Genomic DNA, 20,892 nt, shown 5'->3' with positions numbered 1-20,892 from the left:
GCTGCAATCAACCAAAAAGGATCGAACCATGACCTCCGTAGCTGATGCCGTACAAGCAATGAAAGCCAAGTTCAACCCAGCCGCTGCTGCCGGTCTGGATCTGGTCTTCGGTTTCCGCATCGACGACACCAAGAACTTCTCGCTGATCGTCAAGGACAGCACCTGCGAACTGAAAGAAGGCGAGAACCCGGACGCCCAGGTCACTCTGGTGATGGACGGCGAAACCCTGGAAGGCATCGTCGACGGTTCGACCGACGGCATGCAGGCATTCATGGGCGGCAAACTGCGCGCTGAAGGCGACATGATGCTGGCCATGAAGCTGTCCGAGCTGTTCCCTTCGTAAGACTTCGGTCAGCGAAAAACAAATCCCGCCCCCGTGGCGGGATTTGTCGTTTCAGGGGTAGATCAAGCTTGAGCGGTGCGCAGGTGATGCAGAAAACCATCGGGACCGATCAGGCCAATGCCAGTTCTTTCAGCAACCGCGTGTCCAGGCCGAAGCGCTCTTGCGACACCAGCCTGAACTGTCCCTCCGCCAGTTCGCAGCTCACCAGCAAATTCCACGAATGGCGGGTTGCCGCCGAAGGAACGAGCACAAACGGATGCTCGGCCAGCAACGCATCGGCAAAGTGTTGCTGATTGGGCGACGGTTGCGCGGGGATCAGCCAGTTCGGGTTCGGCATCTCTTCCGGCTGGACGATCTTGACCTGAGCGGCGTTGGTCACCTCAAAGCACGTCAGCACATGGGGCTCTCTATCCAGTGCATCAAAACTGCCATGCGCCGCAACCTCCAGTATGGCCGTGGACGGATCGACCGACGCATAAACGACGCGCCGGCCAGGTCGGTTCCATCGCCCACCCATGAGTTCCGAACCGATACCGCTGTCCCAGGTACACCGATACACCTCGGGGTCCAGCCGCCACGCGTACCAGCGCTCATCCCAAGGCAGCGGGTTCATTGATAAACCCCGTATTTGATCCGGTTCAGATACTCATCCACCATTTTATATCCGAGCGGATTCTCGATCAGTTCCACCGGCCTGTAGCCATTCAGCCACTTGGTCGCCTTGTTCAACCATGCCTCGGCCCGCTCCTGATCGTGAAGTACGTGGACAGCCAGCTCCAGCGCCTGTGCGTACTGGAAAGCGATCATGCTCTGTTGCCGACTGAGCCGAGTCGGCTTCACGTCCTTGAGCAGACGCCGCACGGTGGGGACGGACTTGCCGGTGATGAGCTGGACAAGCTCGTTTTCCCGGTACAGCTCGGAGGTCGAAATCATGTTGGCCACGTCCCGCAGGTCAAAGCCCTGCTGCGTGTAGTGAACGATATACATCGGGTCCTCGTCCCATTGCCGGCCGTGCAGCAGTACCTCGACAGGTTTGCCTTCGACCCTCTTCAGCCCCGAGAGCCGGGGCGCTTTTGCTGGTGGCATCGCATCGCCCTCCATGGGACATCTGGCACGGTCATCGCGCCAGGAATGGCGAGGAGAATAAAAGGTCGTTTCGTTCTCGATAGGTAGGGTTCGCATAATCCATCCGTTGTCAGGGCTCCGAGCGCTTACGCCGCTCAGTGACTTCATGTCACGACCGATGCTATCGACCGCACTTCCGACGGCCAACCCTAAAATGTCGTCGGAAATATCCCGCCCCAGGAGCAAAAATCTCCACTTTCCGTAGGACGCCGATGGGTTTTCCGAACGAAAAAGCCGCAAAAAAGCCCCTTGGTCGCCGCAGAAACATTGGCTGACACAACGTTGATCTCGGTCACTGGCACGGTCGACGACACTCTCTACCCTTGCGCTTCCATCGAAAGCCACGGACGGCTCCCCGGGAGCCTGCGGCTGTCCCCATCAAGGAAAAGCACCTCAAGGAAGAGCAAGCATGCGACCACTCAACATCATTCTGCTGGCGTCGGCGTTCAACGGCCTGACGCAACGCGCCTGGCTGGAGCTGCGCGAGGCCGGGCATTCGCCCAGCGTGGTGCTGTTCACCGACGCAACCGCCGTGTGCGAACAGATCGAAAACAGCGGCGCGGATCTGGTGATCTGCCCGTTCCTCAAGGATCGCGTACCCGAGGCGCTGTGGCGCCATCCGCAACGCCCGGTGGTGATCATCCACCCCGGCATCGTTGGTGATCGCGGCGCCAGCGCACTGGATTGGGCGATCACCCGTGAGCTGCCGTCGTGGGGCGTCACCGCCCTGCAAGCGGTGGAAGAAATGGACGCTGGCCCGGTGTGGGCCACCTGCGAATTCAATCTGCCGGCGGGGCTGCGCAAGTCCGAGCTGTACAACGGCCGGGTCAGCGATGCGGCGATTCGCTGCATCCGCGAAGTGGTGGAGAAATTCATCGACGGTTTCGTCCCGGTAGCGCTCGATTACAACGATCCGAAAGTACGCGGGCGCTTGCAGCCGAACATGAAGCAGGACGATCGCAGTTTCAGCTGGCATGACTGCTCACGCTTCATCAAGCGCTGCATCGATGCGGCGGACGGTCAGCCCGGCGTCCTTGCGAGTCTGGCCGGCGGGCAGTACTACGTGTACGACGCACACCCGGACGAGCGCACCGGCAGGCCGGGGGAAATCCTCGCTGTGCATGACGATGCGATTCTGGTAGCGACCGGCGATCAGAGTCTGTGGATCGGCTCGCTGCGGCGCAAACCGCAGCCCGGCGAGGAAACCTTCAAACGCCCGGCGCGGCATGTGCTTGCCGGGCAACTGGCGGGGCTGCCGGTGCTGGACTGGTCGGTCGCCCGTTCGCCGTTCTGCGAGGAGGCCTATCAACCGCTCCGCTACCGCGAATCCGGGCATGTCGGTGAACTGACCTTCGAGTTCTACAACGGCGCCATGAGCACCGAGCAATGCGGGCGAATGGTCGAAGCCCTGCGTTGGGCCAAGGCCCGCGACACTCAGGTGCTGCTGATCAAGGGCGGACGCGGGAGTTTTTCCAACGGCGTGCATCTGAACGTGATTCAGGCCGCCGAGGATCCGGGTGCCGAAGCCTGGGCCAATATCCAGGCCATCGACGACGTCTGCGCAGAACTGCTCAGTGCCCGGCAACTGGTCGTCAGCGGTATCACCGGCAATGCCGGTGCCGGCGGGGTGATGCTGGCGCTGGCGGCCGACATTGTGTTTGCCCGGGCCGACGTGGTGCTCAATCCGCATTACAAAAGCATGGGGCTGTACGGTTCGGAATACTGGACCTACAGCCTGCCCCGGGCGGTCGGCCCGGCCATGGCCGAGCAATTGACCCAGGCCTGCCTGCCGGTCAGCGCCCGCCAGGCGTTGCAACTGGGCATGGTTCAGGAAATCGGGCCACGTTGCCCGGAAGAGTTCGCCCTGTGGCTGCTGCAACGGGCCAACGGCGTTCTGGGCGACCCAACCTACGCCGCCGTGCGCGAGCGCAAGTTGCGGGTCGATCATGTGCTGATCGGGCAATGCCGGGACACCGAGTTGCAGGAGATGCAGGAGGACATGCTGTACAACCGTAATCAGTTTGCCGAGAAGTGCCGCCATTTCGTGTACAAGCGCAAGGTTTGCGGGACTCCGGCACGGTTGATCGCGGATTGGGCGCGGGTGCGTGACGTCGAACTGGCGGGCTGATCGGTGGTGTCTGCCCTTCCCCTCTTCCTCCGGGAGTGGGAAGGGTACAGTTTTTTTGAACGATGACGCGGTCCCGAAGCTGCCCTTACAATGCGCGCACCTCAAGCAGTGGCCCGCCCATGGACATCGACCTCGCCCGTACCTTTCTGGAAATCGTTCGCCACGGCAGCCTCGCGGCGGCGGCGCAGAAGTTGTTCGTCACGCAAACCGCCATCACCGCGCGGGTACAGAAGCTCGAGAGCCAATTGGGCAGCACCCTGTTCGTGCGCAATCGCGCCGGCGCCAAACTGACACCCAATGGCGAAGCGTTCGTGGTCTATGCCAACCAACTGGTGCAGACCTGGGAGGCCGCCCGCCGCGACCTGCCGCTGCCCGAGGGGTATCGCGATGTGCTGCACATCGGCGGCGAAGTCAGTCTGTGCAACCCGTTGATGCTGCGCTGGGCCGCCAAACTCAGTGAAGCCATCCCCAGTCATGCCCTGCGCATGGAGGTGCGCGACAGCGAAAATCTGCTGCGCCAGCTCGAACTCGGCGTGCTTGACGCCGCGCTGGTCTACCAACCGGAATACTGGCCGGGGTTGCAGGTCGAGCAAGTCCTCGAAGAGAAGCTGATTCTGGTCAGAACGCCCGGACAACCCGATCCCTATGTCTACATCGACTGGGGTTCGGATTTCCGTCGCCAGCACGACGCCGCCCTGCCGGCGAAAGCCAAAGCTGCCTTGAGCTTCAACCTCGGCCCGCTGGCCCTGCAATACATTCTGGAAAACGGCGGCAGCGGCTATTTCCGCACCCGTGTGGTTCGCACCTATCTGGAAAGCGGCGCTCTGGAAACCGTGACCAAGGCCCCGGAATTCGGCTACCCGACCTACCTTGTCTACTCCCGGGATCGCGACTCGGCCACCCTGCAGCACGCATTCGACCTGCTGCGCGACGTGATCAAGGACGATGACGACTGGTCGCAACGCTGGAATCCGTTGAGCTGACCCTCGACGCCCTGGTCGCTTTACACCGGATCATGGCATTTGTGACATCAAGCCTGAGCGGCGGGATCGGCTAATCTGCTGGAATAACAACAATTCCACAGGTGACCGCAGTGAGGCAGACCACCGAGGCATTCCGCAGCCGCTATCGCGCGGCGATTCATCCGCTGTACAACCCGTGGCTGCACGGCGCATTCGTGCTGCTGTTCGGCGTGCTGGCGATCGGTGCGTTCTGGAGCGGCGTGTATCAGGTGCGGGCGCTGGAATGGCTGACGGTGCCGCTGACGCTGCTGTTCTTCAACTTCGCCGTGTACGTGGTGCACCGGCATCTGGGGCATCACAAGAAAAGCTTCGCGAAAATGTTCTACGCCCGCCATGCCGGCGACCATCACAGCTTTTTCACCCCCGGCCACATGACCTACGACAGCGCCCGCGACTGGCGCGTGATCCTGTTCCCGGCGTGGCTGATCGTCCTGCATACGCTGCTCATCACCCTGCCGCTGTGGTGGCTGGTCGCGCAGATCAATGCCAACGTCGCCGGGCTGTTCGGTGGCTGCATGGTCCTGGGTTACCTGACCTATGAAGTGTTTCACGCCATGGAGCATCTGCCGCCGGCCAACCCGCTGACCCGCCTGCCCTGGGTCAGTCAGATGCGCCGCCTGCACGAGTTGCATCATCGCCGCGAGCGCATGCAGGAACGCAATTTCAATATCGTCCTGCCGTTGATGGACTACCTGTTCGGCACCCTTTATTGGGAACCGCAGCCCACGCCCCTGAGCCACTCGAGAACGCCCATGACCCGCATGCAGCACCAGATCGACATCGCTGGCGACCCGATAGCCATCCTCGCCTACGCCGCCAGCGTCAGCCGCTGGCCACAGTGGCATCCGTCGTCGCTGAAGATCGACGGCCCCGCCGGCCCGTTGCATGCCGGGTCGCGCTTCGAGGAGGACATTCGTGCCGGCGGCCGTGACGGTCACCTGAGCTGGGAGGTCAGCGAATACCTGCCGGGGCGGCGCTGGTGCGCGCGGGCCCAGGGCGATCATGGCCTGTCGTTGCTGTTGACCTACGAATGCTCGGCCGAGGGCAATGGCACACGCTTCGTGCGTACTCTGGATTACCGTTTCGACAGCCTGGGCATGCGCCTGGCCAATCAGGTGCTGCTCAAGCGCCGCATCGACCGGGAGTCAGCGGCGTCGATGCTGGCCCTGCGTGACCGGGCCATCGAACATCTGGCGCTCGCGCGGGCCAGCGCATGAAGCTGCGCCACGGAGTTTTGCTGCTGCTGGTGATCGTACTGGGATTTCTGTTGCTGATGCCGACCCGGGTCGAGCCGGTCGCCTGGACGCCGCAACCGGCGCCGTCGCTGAGCGAGGGCGTCTACGCCGACAATCAACGGCTCAAGGCGGCGGTCAAGGTGGGGCCAAGCGACATCGAAGGCCCCGAAGCGCTGCTGCTGGAAAACGACCTGCTGATCACCGGTTTGCATGACGGGCGCCTGATCCAGAGCAGCCTCGACGGCCAGCAGCGCAAGGTGCTGGCCGATACCGGCGGGCGTCCGCTGGGACTGGCGCGGCATCCGAACGGTTTGCTGGTGATTGCCGATGGGGTGAAAGGGCTGCTGTCTCTCGATGCCCAGGGACGGCTGATTCCGCTGACCACCGAAGCCAACGGTTTGCCGTTCGGTTTCACCGATGATGTCGCCATCGACAAATCCGGGCATTACGCCTACTTCAGCGACGCGTCGAGCCGCTGGGGTTACGGCCATGACTTCGAGGCGATCGTCGAACATGGTGGCGACGGGCGTCTGTTGCGCTACGACTTTCAGACCGGGAAAACCACGGTGCTGCTGGATCACCTGCAATTCGCCAACGGCGTGACCCTCGGGCCTGATGACACTTACGTGCTGGTCAACGAAACCGGCGCCTACCGCATCAGTCGTTATTGGCTGAGCGGGCCGAAAGCCGGCACCCACGATCTGTTCATCGACAACCTGCCGGGCATGCCCGACAACCTCGCGTTCAACGGTCGCGAGCGGTTCTGGGTGGCGCTGTACACGCCGCGCAATCCCATCCTCGATCGCACCGCCGGACACCCCTTCGTGCGCAAGATGCTGGTACGGGCGATGACCGTACTGCCCAAGCCGATCGAGCGGCGTGGCTTTGTGCTCGGCCTGGATACGGACGGCAAAGTCGTCGCCAATCTGCAGGACTCCAGTGAAGGCAATTACTCGCCGATCACCACGGCTCGCGAGTACGGCGACTGGTTGTACCTGGGCTCACTGAAGGCGACACACATGGCGCGGTTGCCGTTGGCGGCGGCGCTGAAGTAAGCCTGTCAATCACTACCGATCAGGCCCCGGACGAATCGAACGTGTCCGGGTCCTCATCCTCAGGCACATCCTCAGGTCCCGGTTCCTTTTCAGGATGGGCCGTGGTGTGCGCCGGGCTGTTGGGTTCGGGATGGGTGGGCACGGGGTCGAATGCGCCCTGCTCTTCACTGGGGAATCTGGGGTCGGTCATGAGGCACCTCGCAAGGAGTCGATGGGTTCGGACTCTGTACATTCGAGGTGCCGGTCGCGGCGGGCGTTCCAATTGATCCGCCATCGGAGATCATGCAATCGACGGTCGGCGGATCAACCGCAGGTCAGAGGTGCTGCTGCAAGTTCGCGACAATCTGATCTTTGACGAATACCCGGACTTCTTTCAGCTTGCGCAACACGTCATCGCTGGGAGCGTCGGAGGTGGCAGTTTCAGCTTCGACCACTTCCTTGTCCGCCTGGAGATATTTATTGATCAGTGCGTCCAGATGCGGGTCCTGGGAGCGTATTTGCTGGATCTTTTCCTTGGTGATACTCAAATCCTGATACAGATCGTGGGGAACCGGCATGAAACACCTCCGTAATTGATCGACGGCCAGCGCCACTGATTGCGCCGCCGGTATGCAGAATGGCCCGCCTCGGCCCCTTCTGTCGACCCCCCTGTCAGAACCGCGATGTCCGTTCGTCGCCCTTTCGCAAATACGATCAAACCTTTGTCCGCCGCGCTCCCTCCATTGGATAACGCTCACAAAAACCTGCGTGGAGAAATACCAATGGACGGATTCAACCTGCGTCACCTCGCCCTGGCTGTCGCTTTGAGCACCGGCATGGGCAGTGCCTTCGCCGCCACCTCCAACGATTTTGTCGATAACGCCGCTGCCGGCGGCATCGCCGAGATCGAAACCAGTCGCCTGGCCCTGGAAAAAAGCGCGTCGGCCGACATCAAGGCCTTCGCCGAGCAGATGATTACCGATCACGGCAAGGCCAACGACGAGCTGGCGACCATCGCCAAGGCCAACGACATCGAAGTGCCGGACACCACAACACTGGTCAAGCAGGCCAAGGAAAAGATCCTCGACATGCGCGATGAATCCTTCGACGCGGCCTACGCCAACAATCAGGTCAAGGCCCACGAAGAAACCATCGAGCTGTTCAAGAAAGAAGCCAACACCGTGACCGACGACAAAACCAAGGGCGCCACCGAACTGAAGGCCTTCGCCCAGAAGATGCTGCCAGCCCTGGAAAAACACTTGGCGCATGCCAAAGAGCTGCAAGCCAAACATCCGAGCAAATAAACCGGTAAACCAAATGTGGAAGCGGGCTTGTTCGCGAAAGCGGTGCATCATTCAGCGCAATGGCTGGCTGACCTGACGCCTTCGCGGGCAAGCCCGCTCCCACAAAAATCACCCGCCTCACAAATCCTTCGAGTCAGGCCAATGTCCGGGCCAGAAACGGGGCCGTCCGGCTTTTCTTGCTCGCAGCGACTTTCTGCGGCGTTCCGGCCACGACGATTTTGCCGCCCTGATCTCCGGCCCCCGGCCCGATGTCGATGACCCAGTCACTTTGCGCCACCACGCGCATTTCATGCTCGACCACAATCACCGTATGCCCTGCGGTTACCAGCAGATCGAGCTGTTCCAGCAAACGGTCGACATCCCGTGGATGCAATCCGGTGGTCGGCTCGTCCAGCACGTACAGCGTCGCGCCGCGCTGGTTGCGTTGCAGCTCGGTGGCCAGTTTGATCCGTTGCGCCTCACCGCCGGACAACTCGGTCGCCGGTTGCCCCAACCTCAGGTAGCCGAGGCCAATGTCGCGCAATACCTCCAGCGAGCGGCGGATCGCCGGTTGTTCGGCGAACACCGTCACCGCTTCATCCACGGTCAATTGCAACACCTGGGCGATGCTCAGGCCCTGCCACTGCACCGCCAGGGTCTGCGGGTTGTAGCGCGCGCCGTGACACGTCGGGCACGGCGCATAAACGCTGGGCATGAACAGCAATTCAACACTGACAAACCCCTCGCCCTCGCATGTCGGGCAGCGGCCCTTGGCGACGTTGAAGGAAAACTGCCCGGCGTCGTAACCCGCCTCCCGCGCCTCGGGGGTGGCGGCGAACAGCTTGCGCACGTTGTCGAACAGCCCGGTGTAGGTCGCGAGATTGGAGCGTGGCGTGCGGCCGATGGGTTTCTGATCGACCTGCACCAGACGCTTGATCGACTCCAGCCCGGCGACCACTTGCCCGGTGCTGACCTGCGGCGTGTCGTCTTCGAGGCTGAGTTCTTCCGGCTCCGCCTCGCTGACCGGACGTCCCAGTTGCGCGCCGACCAGTTCCAGCAACGCCTGACTGACCAGGCTCGACTTGCCGGAACCCGACACACCGGTCACCGAGGTGAAACAGCCCAGCGGAAACTCCGCGCTGAGATTGTGCAGATTGTTGCGGGTGATGCCTTGCAGTTTCAGCCAGCCCGACGGTTTGCGCGCGGCACGCAGCGGACGCGAATCCTTGGCAAACAGATAGGCGCGGGTCTGCGAGTCATCGATTTCAGCCAGCCCCGGCGGCGGCCCGCTGTACAACACCCGACCGCCCTTTTCGCCCGCCGCCGGGCCGACGTCGATCAGCCAGTCGGCGCGGCGCATGGTTTCCAGATCATGCTCGACCACAAACAGCGTGTTGCCATCGGCCTTCAAACGCTGCAACGCCTCGAACAGCGCCTCGCCGTCGGCCGGATGCAGCCCGGCGGACGGCTCGTCGAGTACGTAGATCACGCCGAACAGTTGCGAGCCCAATTGCGTCGCCAGCCGCAGGCGCTGCAACTCGCCGGACGACAGGGTTGGCGTGCTGCGCTCCAGCGCCAGATAACCCAGGCCGAGGTCAGTCAGGGTGCTGACCCGCTCCAGCAGATCCTCGGCGATGCGCTGCGCCGCCAGGCGTTTTTCCAGCGACAGATTCGGTGTGTGTCGCACATCCGGGGCGTTGGCGTGGCCGCTGGCACCGTGGGCCATGCGCTGCTGGCGAGCTTCGCGGGTCTGCGCGTGGCTGAGGGTTTCGCCGGTTTCATCGGGGTGCTCCAGGTAGCTCGCCGCCGCCACCGGTTTCAACACTTCGGCGAACTGCAGCAACGGCATCCGGGACAATTCGCCAATGTCGTAACCGGCAAACGTCACTGACAGCGCCTCACGCTTCAGGCGTTTGCCCTCGCACAACGGGCATGGGCTGCCGAGCATGAATTGCGAGACGCGCTTCTTCATCAGCGCACTTTGCGAATGGGTGAACGTGTGGAGGATGTAGCGCCGGGCGCCGGTGAAAGTGCCCTGGTAACTCGGCTCCATTTTGCGTTTGAGGGCGACGCGGGTTTCTTCCGGGGTCAGCCCGGCGTACACCGGCACGGTCGGGGCTTCTTCGGTGAAGAGAATCCAGTCGCGCTGCTTTTTCGGCAGTGTGTGCCAGGGAATATCGACGTCGATGCCCATGGTGACCAGGATGTCGCGCAGGTTCTGTCCCTGCCAGGCCAGCGGCCAGGACGCCACGGCGCGCTGGCGAATGGTCAGGCTCGGGTCCGGCACCATCAGCGCCTCGGTGACTTCGTAGACCCGCCCCAGACCGTGACATTCCGGGCACGCGCCCTGGGGCGTGTTCGGCGAAAAGTCCTCGGCATACAACATCGGCTGGCCCGGCGGATAACTGCCGGCGCGGGAATACAGCATGCGGATCAGGCTCGACAGAGTGGTCACGCTGCCCACCGAGGAGCGCGTACTCGGCGTACCGCGTTGCTGTTGCAGGGCCACGGCGGGCGGCAAGCCTTCGATGGAATCGACATCCGGCACGCCGACCTGATCGATCAAGCGTCGCGCATAGGGCGCCACCGATTCGAAATAGCGTCGCTGCGCCTCGGCGTACAGCGTCGAAAACGCCAGCGACGACTTGCCCGAACCGGACACCCCGGTGAACACCACCAGCGCATCGCGGGGGATGTCGACATCGACGTTCTTCAGGTTGTGTTCTCGGGCACCGCGCACGCGGACCATGCCCGCGGTGGAATGGGAGCTGCGCTTGTCAGTCATCGGCCAGCCTTGATTGGAAGAATGGAATGCGGCAATGCGGCAACGCGGGGAAGAACTCAGCCACCGAGCACCGAACGGATCATCTGCAACAGCGCTTCGGGGCTGTAGGGTTTGCCCAGCAGGTGAGTGTCGGGACTGAGTTGGTGATTGCGCGAGATGATGTCGCGGGTATGCCCGGAGGTAAACAGCACCGCCACCGGCGGCGCCTGAACCCTGGCCCAGGCGCCCAGATCGGAGCTTTTGATCAGCCCCGGCATGACCACATCGGTGAAGATCAGGTCGACCTCCGCCCCTTCGAGCAGCATTTGCATGGCGATATCACCGTTGCTGGCAGTGAGCACGCGATAGCCTTCCTCGCGCAATAGCTCCACCGCCGAGGCACGCACCGCCTCGTTGTCTTCGACCACCAGAATGGTTTCGTGGCCGCCACCTGACTGCTCACTCGCGCTCGAAGCTTCATGGCGCAACGGTCGCAGGCTGCGCGGGAAGTACAACAGCACCCGCGTGCCCTCACCGACATGGCTTTCGATCTCGACGTGACCACCGCTCTGTTTGACGAAACCGAACACCATGCTCAGTCCCAGGCCTGTGCCCTGGCCGTCGGCCTTGGTGGTGAAAAACGGTTCGAACACTTGTTCCAGCATGTGCGGGGCGATGCCGACGCCGCTGTCACTGACCGCCACCCGGACAAAATCCCCCGGAACGATGCCCTTGCCGGCACAAAACGCTTTATCGAGCGGCGTGTTGTGGGCACTGAGCACGATGGTGCCCTCGCCTTTCATGGCGTCGCGGGCGTTGATCGCCAGATTGAGAATGGCGTTCTCCAGCAGGTTGCGGTCGACGTTGATGTGCCACGGTTCCTGGGGCAAGCGCACGTCGATCTGGATGGTTTCTCCCAACGCCCGTTGCAGCAATTCGCCGAGGCCTTCGAAGATCTGCCGGGGATTGCACACCGCGGGTGACAGCGGCTGGCGACGGGCAAACGCGAGCAGTTGCGATGACAGCTTGGCGCCGCGCTCGACCGCCGCCAGCGAGGCGCTGACCCGGCGCTGCACATTGCTATTGCCCGGTTCATGGCGGGCCAGCAGGTGCAGGTTGCCGGCGATCACTTGCAGCAGGTTATTGAAGTCGTGGGCCACACCGCCGGTCAGGCCACCGATGGCTTCGAGCTTCTGTGATTGGCGCAGTTGTTCCTCGGCGGACAGCCGCGCCTCGACTTCAGCGGCCACCCGCTGTTCGAGGTTGCGGGTGAACTTGAGCAAGGATTCTTCGGCGATCTTGCGTTCATGAATGTCGATCAGCACACCGGGAAAGCGGAACGCCTCACCCTGCTCGTTGAACTCGCAAGCACCGCTGGCAAGCACCCACAGGTAACTGCCATCGGCGCGCAGCACGCGGTATTCGGCGTTGTAGGGTTCGCCGGTCTGTACCGACTGGCTGACGCGCTCCTGCACCCAGGCGCGATCATCCGGATGAATGTGCGCTTCGGCGATGGACTGCGGCAGGTTGCTCAGGTCCTGATCCGGCGGATAGGAGAAGGTGCGGGCGAAACGCTCGTCAGCCGACAGCACATCGCGCTTCACATCCCAGACGAACGAGCCGAGCAAGGCCCCCGCGTTCAGCGCCAGGCGCACCCGTTCGTTGTCGGCGCGGTAGGCATTTTCCGCAGCCTGGCGCAAACGCTCGGATTTCACCAACTCGGTGGTTTCCACCACCATCGCCATGACGCCGGCCGGCACCCCGTCATCGTTGGAGACGGGACTGTAATACAGGTCGAGCCAGACATCTTCCGGTACGCCGTTGCGCAACAGCACCAGCACCTTGTTGCGGTACTCCAGCGTGCCGCCAGCCAGGCAGGTGTCGACGACATTGCGGTTGAAGTCGGCGACTTCCGGCCAGCCCATCTCTACCGGCGAGCCCAATAGATAAGGATGCCGGCCACCGGCGAATTCGGAGTAGGCATCGTTGTAGATCATGTAGCCGGCATGGCCCCAAAGCATCACGATCGGCAGCGGTGAGGCCAGCATCATCTGCACGGAACTGCACAGGCTGGCCGGCCAGGTTTCCAGCGGGCCAAGATCGGTCTGGCTCCAGTCGTACGCACGAATGCGCCCGGCCATCTCGCCTTTCCAACCCGCGCAACCATGGCTATCGGATAAAAACTGCATCGACTGGCTCAATGTCCCGTGATTTTCGACCGACTGATTCGCAACGCCCCTGACGCCACGCCCGTCTGTTTCGAGCTTCGCCAACGGCAAATGGTTTCATTAGAGGTATAGCCGATTGCACCTTCGCCCGGAACTCAGACTTCGATCAAGTGTTTGAGCGGATGGTAGCCCGTCTTCATTTTTGCGGCGACGTCGAGAATCGCCTTCTGAATGCCGTCCAGGTGCATGCAGGTCAGTTCGATCGCGGCGTTCTGGTTGCCGGCCTCGATGTACTCGATCAGCCGCAGATGCTCGTCGTCGCGGCAGGCCTGGTGGCTGTCATCGTCCAGTGCGGCGGCATACAGCGAGGCGCGGGAGATCAGTTTCTGGAACCAGTCGAGCAGCACCGGGTTGTTCAGGCTGCGGGCCAGTTTGATGTGGAACTCGCCGAGCAGATGGATCAGCCGCTCGTGATCACCGGCCTCGTGGGCCTCATCTTCCAACAACAGATGATCGCGCAGGTCGCGCATTGCCGCCGTGTCCTTGCGTCGGCACAGCTCGGTGACGATGCCGATCTCGATCAGACGCCGGGTTTCGAACAGCGAACGGATCTCTTCATCGCTGGGCAGGGACACCGACGCACCCTTATTGGGCTCGGTGGTCACCAGCCCGTCGGCCTCCAATTGCTTGAGCGCGGCACGAACCGACGTGCGGCTGACATTGAACAGCTCCGCCAGCGACGCTTCGCCCAGCTTCATGCCGGGGCGCAGCGAACGCTTGCTGATCGCCTCGTAAACCCCTTGGTAGACGCGGTCGACCGTGGTTTCGGTTTTCTTTTCGGTCATTCGAACACTCCTTCAGCACCGGGCAACCATCCCCTGGCGAATGCACTGCCACGGAAAAAGGGAGTTGCACCGGCAGATTAATCCGGGTATTTCTAAATTGCATTCAGATATTGCATACAATAATTAGAGGATTGCACCATTATGGGTCAACCAATAGCAATTGAAGTGCGCAACGTTTCCAAGCGCTATTCCGACGATCCGGGCCTGGCCCCCGCCCTAGACAACGTCTCGGTGAACATCGCCGACAACGAGTTCTTTACCCTCCTCGGCCCGTCCGGCTGCGGCAAGACCACCCTGCTGCGCACCATCGCCGGTTTCGAACACGTCAGCGACGGGGAAATCCGTCTGGCCGGCGAAACGGTCAATCACCTGCCGCCGTTCAAGCGTCGGGTCAACACGGTGTTCCAGAGCTACGCGCTGTTTCCGCACATGAGTGTCGCGCAGAATATCGCCTTCGGCCTCGAGATGCAGGGTCTTGATCGCAAGCAGATTCCGGCGCGGGTCGACGAAATGCTGGCGCTGGTGCAGATGGAGCATCTGGCCGGGCGCAAACCGGCGGAGTTGTCCGGCGGTCAGCAGCAACGCGTGGCCCTGGCCCGGGCCTTGGCGCCGAAACCGAAAGTGCTGCTGCTCGACGAGCCGCTGTCGGCGCTGGACCTGAAGCTGCGCAAGGAAATGCAGGTCGAACTCAAGCGCGTGCAGCAGGAAGCCGGGATCACCTTCATCTTCGTCACCCACGATCAGGAGGAAGCCCTGACCCTGTCCGACCGGATCGCGGTGATGTCTGCCGGCAAGATCCTGCAAATCGGCACCGCTACCGACATTTATGAACGCCCGCAACACCGCTTCGTCGCGCAGTTCATCGGCGACATCAATTTCCTCCCCGGCCAGCTCAAGCGCGGCCAGCACAACGAAAACATCTTTGTGCCCAACGGCATGCCGGTGGAAATCCCCTGCCTGCCCCAGGGCGTCAATGGCAGCAGCGTGCAACTGGCGTTTCGTCCCGAGCGTTCGCAACTGGTCGAGTCGAGCCAGCCCCATCACCTGCGCGGGGTGATCGAAGCGGTTCTGTATGTCGGCACCGCGACGCTCTACCAGTGCCGCCTGAACAACGACATCAAAGTCATGCTGCGCGAGAACAACGAAGGCCTGAACCGTGGCCGCGCGGTCGGCGAGCGCGTGGCCGTGCATCTGCCGCCGCAAGCCTGCCTGTTGATGGAGGCCTGAGATGAGCGTCAGCAGCACGTCCCCGTCCCTCAACCGCGCGCTGTTGCTCAGCCCGGTGGTCTTGACCCTGCTCGCCCTGATCGCCATTCCGTTGGGGATCATGGGCTACATCAGCCTGCTCCCGCGCAACACCTATGGCGGCGTCGACTGGCAGGCGCAATGGCAATTGGAAAGTTATGTGCAGCTGTTTTTCCAGGAAGGTTTCGACGGCGAACTGGAACTGAACTGGGTCTACGCCCAGGCGTTGTTGCGTTCAGTGCTTCAGGCGGGCGGCACCACGGTGCTGTGCTTCCTGTTCGGCTTTCCGGTGGCATTGTGGATGTCGAGCCTGACCCCGCGCCGACGCAATCTGATGGTGTTGCTGATCACCATCCCGTTCTGGACCAACCTGCTGATCCGCAACTACGCCTGGCTGATCATCCTGCGTGAACAGGGCTGGGTCGCCCAGACCCTCAACGCGCTGTTCCCAAGTGCCGGCGGCATCACCCTGCTCTACAACGATTTCGCGGTCAGCATCGGCCTGGTCTACAGCTTTCTACCGTTCATGATCCTGCCGATCTACTCGACCCTGGAAAAACTCGACTGGCGCCTGGTGGAAGCCGCCTACGACCTCGGCGCCAATCGCTGGCACGCGTTGCGGCGGATCATCCTGCCACTGTCGATGCCGGGGGTGATTGCCGGCGCCCTGCTGGTGTTCGTGCCGAGCCTCGGCGCCTTCATCACCCCGGCGATTCTCGGCGGCGGCAAGACCCTGATGATCGGCAACCTGATCCAGCAGCAGTTCGGCACCGCGCGCAACTGGCCGCTGGGCAGTTCGCTGTCGTTCCTGCTGCTGGGGATTCTGCTGTTGTCACTGGTGCTCTACGCCCTCTACAGCCGCAGCGCGGCGAAAACCCTGAACCGGGGAGCCAAAGCATGATTTCTCTGCACCTGAAAAAACTCCCCGCGACCCGGGAGGTCAGCCTGCTGATCCTCGCCTACCTGTACCTACCGATCCTGGTGTTGATCGTCTACAGCTTCAACGCCAACCGCTCGGCGACGGTGTGGACCGAATTCTCGTTCGCCTGGTACGGCCGCATCCTGGCCAATCCGTCGATCCAGACCGCCGCACTGAACTCGATCATCGTCGCGACCATCGCCACCGTCTGCGCCACGGCGATTGCGCTGCTGGCGGCACTGGCGACGTACCGGCCGTTCTACGGACAGAAAATGGTCGAGGGCGGGATCAACCTGCCGCTGATCCTGCCGGAGATCGTCACCGCCGTGGCGACACTGCTGCTGTTCATGGCGCTGGGGATCAAGCTCGGCCTGATGACGGTGATCGTCGCCCATATCGGCTTCTGCATTCCGTTCGCCTACCTGCCGATCCGCGCACGGCTCAATGATCTGGACAAAAGCCTGCTGGAAGCCGCCAACGATCTGTACGCCAACCCGTGGCAGGTATTCCGCCGGGTGACCTTGCCGCTGTTGTGGCCAGCTGTGCTGTCCGGGGCGGTGCTGGCGTTCGTGGTCAGCCTCGACGATTTCATCATGACCTTCTTCGTCGCCGGCCCCGGCTCGACCACGTTGCCGGTGTACATCTTCTCGGCGATCAAGGCCGGCGTGACCCCGGAAATCAACGCGATATCGACCCTGATGCTGGTGATTTCCATCGTCCTTGTGGTGCTGGCCTTCTGGCTGGGCCAACGCGGCAAACAACAATAAACCTGGAGCGCTCCGTTCATGAAAGTCAAAAGCATGCGTCTGGCAATTTCCGGTCTGGCCCTGAGTTGTTTCACCGCGTTCAGCGCCCACGCCGCCGAGCCCAAGGAGCTGTTTTTCTACAACTGGACCGATTACTACCCGGTGGATCTGCTGGCCAAGTTCGAAAAGGAGACCGGGATCAAGGTCACCATGGACGGCTACGACAGCAACGAAACCCTGCTCGCCAAATTGCAGGCCGGCGGCGCGGCGTATGACGTGATCGTGCCGTCGCAATCGATCATGCAGACCCTGATCAAGCAGGACCTGCTGCTGGAAATCGACACGCCGACCCTGAGCAATTTCCAGTACGTCAAAGGGCCGTTCCGTGATCCGGCCTTCGATCCGGGACGCAAGTTTTCCGCGCCGTATCTGTGGGGCACCACCGGTTTTTCCTATGACAGCGCGCGGGTGCCCGGCGGCAAGCTGGACGATTCGTGGAAAGAGTTCTTCGAGCCGCGCAAGGAACTGCAAGGCCAGCTCGCTGCCCTCGACACCTCCAGCAGCGTGATCAACGCCGCCAGCCATTATCTGAACGTCGACGAATGCACGGAAAACCCGCAGGAAGCCAAGCGCATCCTTGAGCTGCTGCAAAAGCAGAAGCCGTTTTTGAAGATGTACAGCTCGGACAACACCGTCGACCGCATGGCTTCGGGCGAGGTGATCATGATGCAGAACTGGAACGGTTCCACCGCCCGCGCAACATTGCAGAAGAACACCATCAAGTACGTGTATCCCCGTGAGGGCGTGGCGATGTTCCAGGACAACTTCGCCGTGCCGAAAAGCGCGCCGCATCCGGATAACGCGAAGGTCTTCATCGACTGGATGATGAAACCGGAAAACGCGGCAGCGGTGTCCAACGCCATTGCCTATGCCAACGGCATCCAGAGCGATGGGTTGCTCGATCCGAAATGGAAAGTCATGGACGCCATCAACATGCCCGAGGCATACGCCTCGCGCCTGCGCCCGGAAAAGGAATGCAGCAACAAGGCGCGGGAGCTGCAGGACCGCATCTGGTCGAAGCTCAAGGGCTGATCGTGGATCGCTGGTTTTAGTGAAACGCCGACTTTGCAGACTGACCTCGAAGAGCCCCCTCACCCTAACCCTCTCCCGGAGGGAGAGGGGACTGACCGAGTTGTCTTGCGCTATCCGCCGACCTGAAAGACCTGGTCGATTATGGATTCAGGGGAAAACATTCAGGTCGGCGTAGCTCTTCAATATCCCCCATTCGGTCCCCTCTCCCTCCGGGAGAGGGCCAGGGTGAGGGAAAAAATTTCAAAGAACACCGAGGTTCCCATGTCCCACCCCCGCTGGCTCAGAAACATTCGCCCCTACGGTGCCCCCGCCGAAGACCTGCTGATCGAAAACGGCCGGTTCACCCAACGCCGTCCGGCCTCCAGCGCCCCGCTCGCCGCCACCGACATCGACGGCCAGAACCAGTTGCTCACCGCCCCCCTGGTGGAAAGCCATGTCCACCTCGACAAGACCCTCTACGGCCAGCCCTGGCGCCCGAACAGCGCCGGCCCGACGCTCAAGGACTACATCAGCAACGAGCGCCGGGTGCTGCGCGAAGTGCAGGCGCCGATCGCCGAACGCGCCGGTGCGCTGCTGGAAAACTGCATCGCCCGTGGCTCGCTGACCCTGCGCTGTCACGTCGACATCGACCCGGAGTTCGGCCTGCGCCACGTCGAAGCCATGCAACAACTGCGTGAGCGCTACCGCGACCTGATCGACCTGCAACTGGTGGTCTTCCCGCAAACCGGCCTGATCAGCCGCCCCGGCACCGCCGGACTGATGCGCGAAGCCATGGCCCTGGGCGTGGAGAACGTCGGCGGCCTCGACCCTTGCGGCATCGACAATGACCCGATCGCGCAACTGGACTTCGTGTTCAAACTGGCCAGCGAATTCCAGCGTGGCGTCGACATCCACCTGCATGACAAAGGCGAACTGGGCCTGTGGCAGATCGCGCGGATCGTCGATTACACCGAGCGTTTCGGCCTGCACAACCGGGTGATGATCAGCCACGCCTATTGCCTCGGCATGTTGCCGTGGAGCCAGGTCAGACCGGTTGCCGAACGTCTGGCGGCGCTGGGGATTTCCCTGATGAGTTCGGCGCCGGCCGATTGCGCGGTGCCGCCGTTCCTGGCCCTGCGCGAGGCTGGCGTCAATGTCTGCCTGGGCTCCGACGGCATCCGCGATGCGTGGTCGCCGATGGGCAACGGTGACATGCTGGAGCGGGCGATGCTGCTGGCGTTCCGTTTCGATCTGGCCAAGGACGAAGAACTGGCGGCGGCGTTCGACGCAGCCAGTTTGAATGGCGCTCGGGCATTGGGGGTCGAGCATGGTTTCGACATCGGCCGGCCGGCGGACTTTCTCCTGATGCCGGTCGAAACCCTTGGCGAGGCCGTGGTCGCGCGGCCCCTGCGCGAGGTCTATCGCGGCGGTGAACTGATCGCCAGCGGTGGGCGTCTGCTGGGTAGCCGGCTGTGAAACGCATCGGCCTGAAGGCCAGTTGCGTGGTCGGCTTCGACGGTGCCCGGCACGTGCTGTGGCGCGACGGCGAAGTGGTGTTCAACGGCTCGCGCATCGAGTTCGTCGGACGCGGTTATCCGGGGCCGGTGGATCAGTGGATCGACTACGGCAACGCGCTGATCGGCCCCGGTTTCATTGACCTCGACGCCCTCGGCGACCTCGACTCCACCGTCCTCACCCTGGACAACGGCGACGAGCGTTTCATGGGCCGCATGTGGTCGGAGGATTACCTGAGCGCCGGCCCCCGTGAGAGCTACAGCCCGGACGAGGAAGTCTTCAAGTATCGCTACGCCTTCACCCAGTTGATCCGCAACGGCATCACCACAGCGATGCCGATCACCTCGATGTACTACCGCGAGTGGGCGGAAACCTATGACGAGTTTGCCGCCGTCGCCGGGGTCGCCGCCGAACTCGGGCTGCGCACTTATCTCGGCCCTTGCTACATGAGCGGCATGGCTTACTGGCGCACCGACGGCAGCCTCGGCCACCACTGGGACGAGGCCCGAGGCCTGGCGGGACTGCAAGCGGCGCAGCGGTTTTTCCATGAATTCAACGGCAGCCACGGTGATCTGATTCGCGGCGCATTGCTGCCGGATCGCATCCAGACCTGCACCCCGGCCCTGTTGCGGCAGACCGCTGCGCTCAATCGAGAACTGCAGGCACCGCTGCGTTTGCACTGCTGCCAGTCCCCCGGCGAATACGCCATGGTGGAACGTCTGCACGGCGTGTCGCCCCTGCACTGGCTGCAACAACTGCAACTGCTCAATCCGCACAGCCTGCTGCCCCACGGCATCTACACCAGCGGCGATGACGACCTGCAACGGCTGGTGGATGGCGGTGCCAGTCTGGTGCATTGCCCGCTGGTGTTCGCCCGCGACGGTGAAGCGCTCAACTCGTTCGGCCGCTACCGGGCCAAAGGCATCAACTTCGCCCTCGGCACCGATACCTGGCCGGCGGATCTGCTGGAAAACATGCGTCATGGGTTGAACGTCGCGCGGCTGATGGAGGGCGGTAACTCGCTGACCGGTAGCCTCGACCTGTACAACGCCGCCACCCTTGGCGGTGCCAAGGCACTGGGCCGCGATGACCTCGGACGGCTGGCGCCAGGGGCCAAAGCCGATATCACCGTGTTCAGCCTGCGCGGCCTGCACCTGGGGCCGCTGTTCGATCCATTGAAAAACCTGCTGCTGGCCGGGCGCGGCGACGATTGCATCGCCAGTTACATCGACGGTCGCTGCGTGATGCACGACGGTCAGGTCAGCGGCGTCGACTACCCCACCCTGCAACGCCAGGCACAACGCCAATACGAAAAACTGCTGCGCAGCCACAGCGACCGCGCCCATGGCCGACCGGACTGGAAAACCCTGTTCCAGCCGGCCATCCCGTTCGCCGACGACTACAGCGCCGAAGCGCCATTGAGTGCCATCGATCCACTTCTCTAGAGAT

At 62.5% G+C, this 20,892-nt stretch carries 18 protein-coding genes; 12 read left to right on the top strand and 6 right to left on the bottom strand.

Going from position 1 to position 20,892, the window contains the following annotated elements:
* The first annotated feature begins 28 nt into the window (after positions 1-28).
* Positions 29-343: an SCP2 sterol-binding domain-containing protein gene (locus tag KVQ74_RS04205; protein WP_019690779.1), complete on the top strand. Its 315-nt coding sequence runs from the start codon at positions 29-31 to the stop codon at positions 341-343.
* A 109-nt stretch (positions 344-452) separates the two neighbouring features.
* Here the strand turns inward: KVQ74_RS04205 and KVQ74_RS04200 are convergent, their stop codons facing one another.
* Both KVQ74_RS04200 and KVQ74_RS04195 read right to left on the bottom strand, forming a co-directional pair.
* Positions 453-956, bottom strand: coding sequence for an RES family NAD+ phosphorylase (locus KVQ74_RS04200; protein ID WP_217829743.1), 504 nt, complete (start codon positions 954-956; stop codon positions 453-455).
* Positions 953-1,525, bottom strand: a complete 573-nt coding sequence (locus tag KVQ74_RS04195; RefSeq protein WP_318837749.1) for an antitoxin Xre/MbcA/ParS toxin-binding domain-containing protein — start codon at positions 1,523-1,525, stop codon at positions 953-955. Before KVQ74_RS04195 ends, KVQ74_RS04200 begins: the two co-directional genes overlap by 4 nt.
* A gap of 352 nt (positions 1,526-1,877) precedes the next feature.
* Here KVQ74_RS04195 and KVQ74_RS04190 point away from each other — a divergent pair, with 352 nt between their 5' ends.
* From KVQ74_RS04190 to KVQ74_RS04175, 4 genes are all read left to right on the top strand, one after another.
* Positions 1,878-3,596, top strand: coding sequence for a hydrogenase maturation protein (locus KVQ74_RS04190; protein WP_217829742.1), 1,719 nt, complete (start codon positions 1,878-1,880; stop codon positions 3,594-3,596).
* Between the two features lie 119 nt (positions 3,597-3,715).
* The gene (locus tag KVQ74_RS04185; protein ID WP_217829741.1) at positions 3,716-4,579 is read left to right on the top strand and encodes a LysR family transcriptional regulator; all 864 of its coding nucleotides are present in this window, start codon (positions 3,716-3,718) and stop codon (positions 4,577-4,579) included.
* 110 nt (positions 4,580-4,689) lie between these two features.
* A complete protein-coding gene (locus KVQ74_RS04180; RefSeq protein ID WP_217829740.1) occupies positions 4,690-5,835 on the top strand; it encodes a sterol desaturase/SRPBCC family protein in 1,146 nt (381 codons plus the stop codon).
* Positions 5,832-6,908 (top strand): SMP-30/gluconolactonase/LRE family protein, encoded by a 1,077-nt coding sequence (locus KVQ74_RS04175; RefSeq protein WP_217829739.1) that lies wholly within the window; start codon positions 5,832-5,834, stop codon positions 6,906-6,908. The genes KVQ74_RS04180 and KVQ74_RS04175 overlap by 4 nt, the downstream gene beginning before the upstream one ends.
* Before the next feature lie 314 nt (positions 6,909-7,222).
* On the opposite strand, the gene KVQ74_RS04170 is transcribed toward KVQ74_RS04175, so the two are convergent.
* Positions 7,223-7,465 carry a hypothetical protein gene (locus tag KVQ74_RS04170; RefSeq protein WP_217829738.1) on the bottom strand — a complete coding sequence of 81 codons (243 nt, stop codon included), beginning with the start codon at positions 7,463-7,465 and terminating at the stop codon, positions 7,223-7,225.
* A 204-nt stretch (positions 7,466-7,669) separates the two neighbouring features.
* Here KVQ74_RS04170 and KVQ74_RS04165 point away from each other — a divergent pair, with 204 nt between their 5' ends.
* A complete protein-coding gene (locus tag KVQ74_RS04165; protein ID WP_217829737.1) occupies positions 7,670-8,191 on the top strand; it encodes a DUF4142 domain-containing protein in 522 nt (173 codons plus the stop codon).
* A gap of 133 nt (positions 8,192-8,324) precedes the next feature.
* Here KVQ74_RS04165 and KVQ74_RS04160 read toward each other — a convergent pair whose 3' ends face one another.
* From KVQ74_RS04160 to KVQ74_RS04150, 3 genes are all read right to left on the bottom strand, one after another.
* Positions 8,325-10,955, bottom strand: coding sequence for an excinuclease ABC subunit UvrA (locus KVQ74_RS04160; protein ID WP_217829736.1), 2,631 nt, complete (start codon positions 10,953-10,955; stop codon positions 8,325-8,327).
* A 56-nt stretch (positions 10,956-11,011) separates the two neighbouring features.
* Positions 11,012-13,123, bottom strand: a complete 2,112-nt coding sequence (locus KVQ74_RS04155; protein ID WP_217829735.1) for a hybrid sensor histidine kinase/response regulator — start codon at positions 13,121-13,123, stop codon at positions 11,012-11,014.
* Between the two features lie 134 nt (positions 13,124-13,257).
* Positions 13,258-13,947, bottom strand: a complete 690-nt coding sequence (locus KVQ74_RS04150) for a GntR family transcriptional regulator (RefSeq protein ID WP_217829734.1) — start codon at positions 13,945-13,947, stop codon at positions 13,258-13,260.
* A gap of 141 nt (positions 13,948-14,088) precedes the next feature.
* Here KVQ74_RS04150 and KVQ74_RS04145 point away from each other — a divergent pair, with 141 nt between their 5' ends.
* From KVQ74_RS04145 to KVQ74_RS04120, 6 genes are all read left to right on the top strand, one after another.
* Complete coding sequence (locus KVQ74_RS04145; RefSeq protein ID WP_217829733.1) at positions 14,089-15,174, top strand: ABC transporter ATP-binding protein; 1,086 nt, start codon at positions 14,089-14,091, stop codon at positions 15,172-15,174.
* Position 15,175: 1 nt separating this feature from the next.
* Positions 15,176-16,093 (top strand): ABC transporter permease, encoded by a 918-nt coding sequence (locus KVQ74_RS04140; RefSeq protein ID WP_217829732.1) that lies wholly within the window; start codon positions 15,176-15,178, stop codon positions 16,091-16,093.
* A complete protein-coding gene (locus KVQ74_RS04135; RefSeq protein ID WP_217829731.1) occupies positions 16,090-16,878 on the top strand; it encodes an ABC transporter permease in 789 nt (262 codons plus the stop codon). The genes KVQ74_RS04140 and KVQ74_RS04135 overlap by 4 nt, the downstream gene beginning before the upstream one ends.
* A gap of 18 nt (positions 16,879-16,896) precedes the next feature.
* Positions 16,897-17,949, top strand: a complete 1,053-nt coding sequence (locus KVQ74_RS04130) for an extracellular solute-binding protein (protein WP_217829730.1) — start codon at positions 16,897-16,899, stop codon at positions 17,947-17,949.
* Between the two features lie 261 nt (positions 17,950-18,210).
* Positions 18,211-19,404: an amidohydrolase family protein gene (locus tag KVQ74_RS04125; protein ID WP_217829729.1), complete on the top strand. Its 1,194-nt coding sequence runs from the start codon at positions 18,211-18,213 to the stop codon at positions 19,402-19,404.
* On the top strand, positions 19,401-20,888 hold the full coding sequence (locus KVQ74_RS04120; RefSeq protein ID WP_217829728.1) for an amidohydrolase family protein: 1,488 nt from the start codon (positions 19,401-19,403) through the stop codon (positions 20,886-20,888). The genes KVQ74_RS04125 and KVQ74_RS04120 overlap by 4 nt, the downstream gene beginning before the upstream one ends.
* Positions 20,889-20,892: the final 4 nt, after the last annotated feature.

It is taken from the genome of Pseudomonas botevensis (assembly GCF_019145475.1).
Classification (GTDB): Bacteria; Pseudomonadota; Gammaproteobacteria; order Pseudomonadales; family Pseudomonadaceae; genus Aquipseudomonas; species Aquipseudomonas botevensis.
Note: the sequence above shows the minus strand (reverse complement) of the source record. Positions and strands in the feature narration are given on the sequence as shown.

Bases quoted from the DNA above. Each gene is read 5' to 3' on its own strand.
- KVQ74_RS04155 (WP_217829735.1), bottom strand. From the start codon at position 13,123: ATGCAGTTTTTATCCGATAGCCATGGTTGCGCGGGTTGGAAAGGCGAG.
- KVQ74_RS04200 (WP_217829743.1), bottom strand. From the start codon at position 956: ATGAACCCGCTGCCTTGGGATGAGCGCTGGTACGCGTGGCGGCTGGAC.
- KVQ74_RS04150 (WP_217829734.1), bottom strand. From the start codon at position 13,947: ATGACCGAAAAGAAAACCGAAACCACGGTCGACCGCGTCTACCAAGGG.
- KVQ74_RS04160 (WP_217829736.1), bottom strand. From the start codon at position 10,955: ATGACTGACAAGCGCAGCTCCCATTCCACCGCGGGCATGGTCCGCGTG.
- KVQ74_RS04125 (WP_217829729.1), top strand. From the start codon at position 18,211: ATGTCCCACCCCCGCTGGCTCAGAAACATTCGCCCCTACGGTGCCCCC.
- KVQ74_RS04140 (WP_217829732.1), top strand. From the start codon at position 15,176: ATGAGCGTCAGCAGCACGTCCCCGTCCCTCAACCGCGCGCTGTTGCTC.
- KVQ74_RS04145 (WP_217829733.1), top strand. From the start codon at position 14,089: ATGGGTCAACCAATAGCAATTGAAGTGCGCAACGTTTCCAAGCGCTAT.
- KVQ74_RS04190 (WP_217829742.1), top strand. From the start codon at position 1,878: ATGCGACCACTCAACATCATTCTGCTGGCGTCGGCGTTCAACGGCCTG.
- KVQ74_RS04185 (WP_217829741.1), top strand. From the start codon at position 3,716: ATGGACATCGACCTCGCCCGTACCTTTCTGGAAATCGTTCGCCACGGC.
- KVQ74_RS04175 (WP_217829739.1), top strand. From the start codon at position 5,832: ATGAAGCTGCGCCACGGAGTTTTGCTGCTGCTGGTGATCGTACTGGGA.
- KVQ74_RS04205 (WP_019690779.1), top strand. From the start codon at position 29: ATGACCTCCGTAGCTGATGCCGTACAAGCAATGAAAGCCAAGTTCAAC.
- KVQ74_RS04130 (WP_217829730.1), top strand. From the start codon at position 16,897: ATGAAAGTCAAAAGCATGCGTCTGGCAATTTCCGGTCTGGCCCTGAGT.
- KVQ74_RS04195 (WP_318837749.1), bottom strand. From the start codon at position 1,525: ATGCGAACCCTACCTATCGAGAACGAAACGACCTTTTATTCTCCTCGC.
- KVQ74_RS04135 (WP_217829731.1), top strand. From the start codon at position 16,090: ATGATTTCTCTGCACCTGAAAAAACTCCCCGCGACCCGGGAGGTCAGC.
- KVQ74_RS04165 (WP_217829737.1), top strand. From the start codon at position 7,670: ATGGACGGATTCAACCTGCGTCACCTCGCCCTGGCTGTCGCTTTGAGC.
- KVQ74_RS04170 (WP_217829738.1), bottom strand. From the start codon at position 7,465: ATGCCGGTTCCCCACGATCTGTATCAGGATTTGAGTATCACCAAGGAA.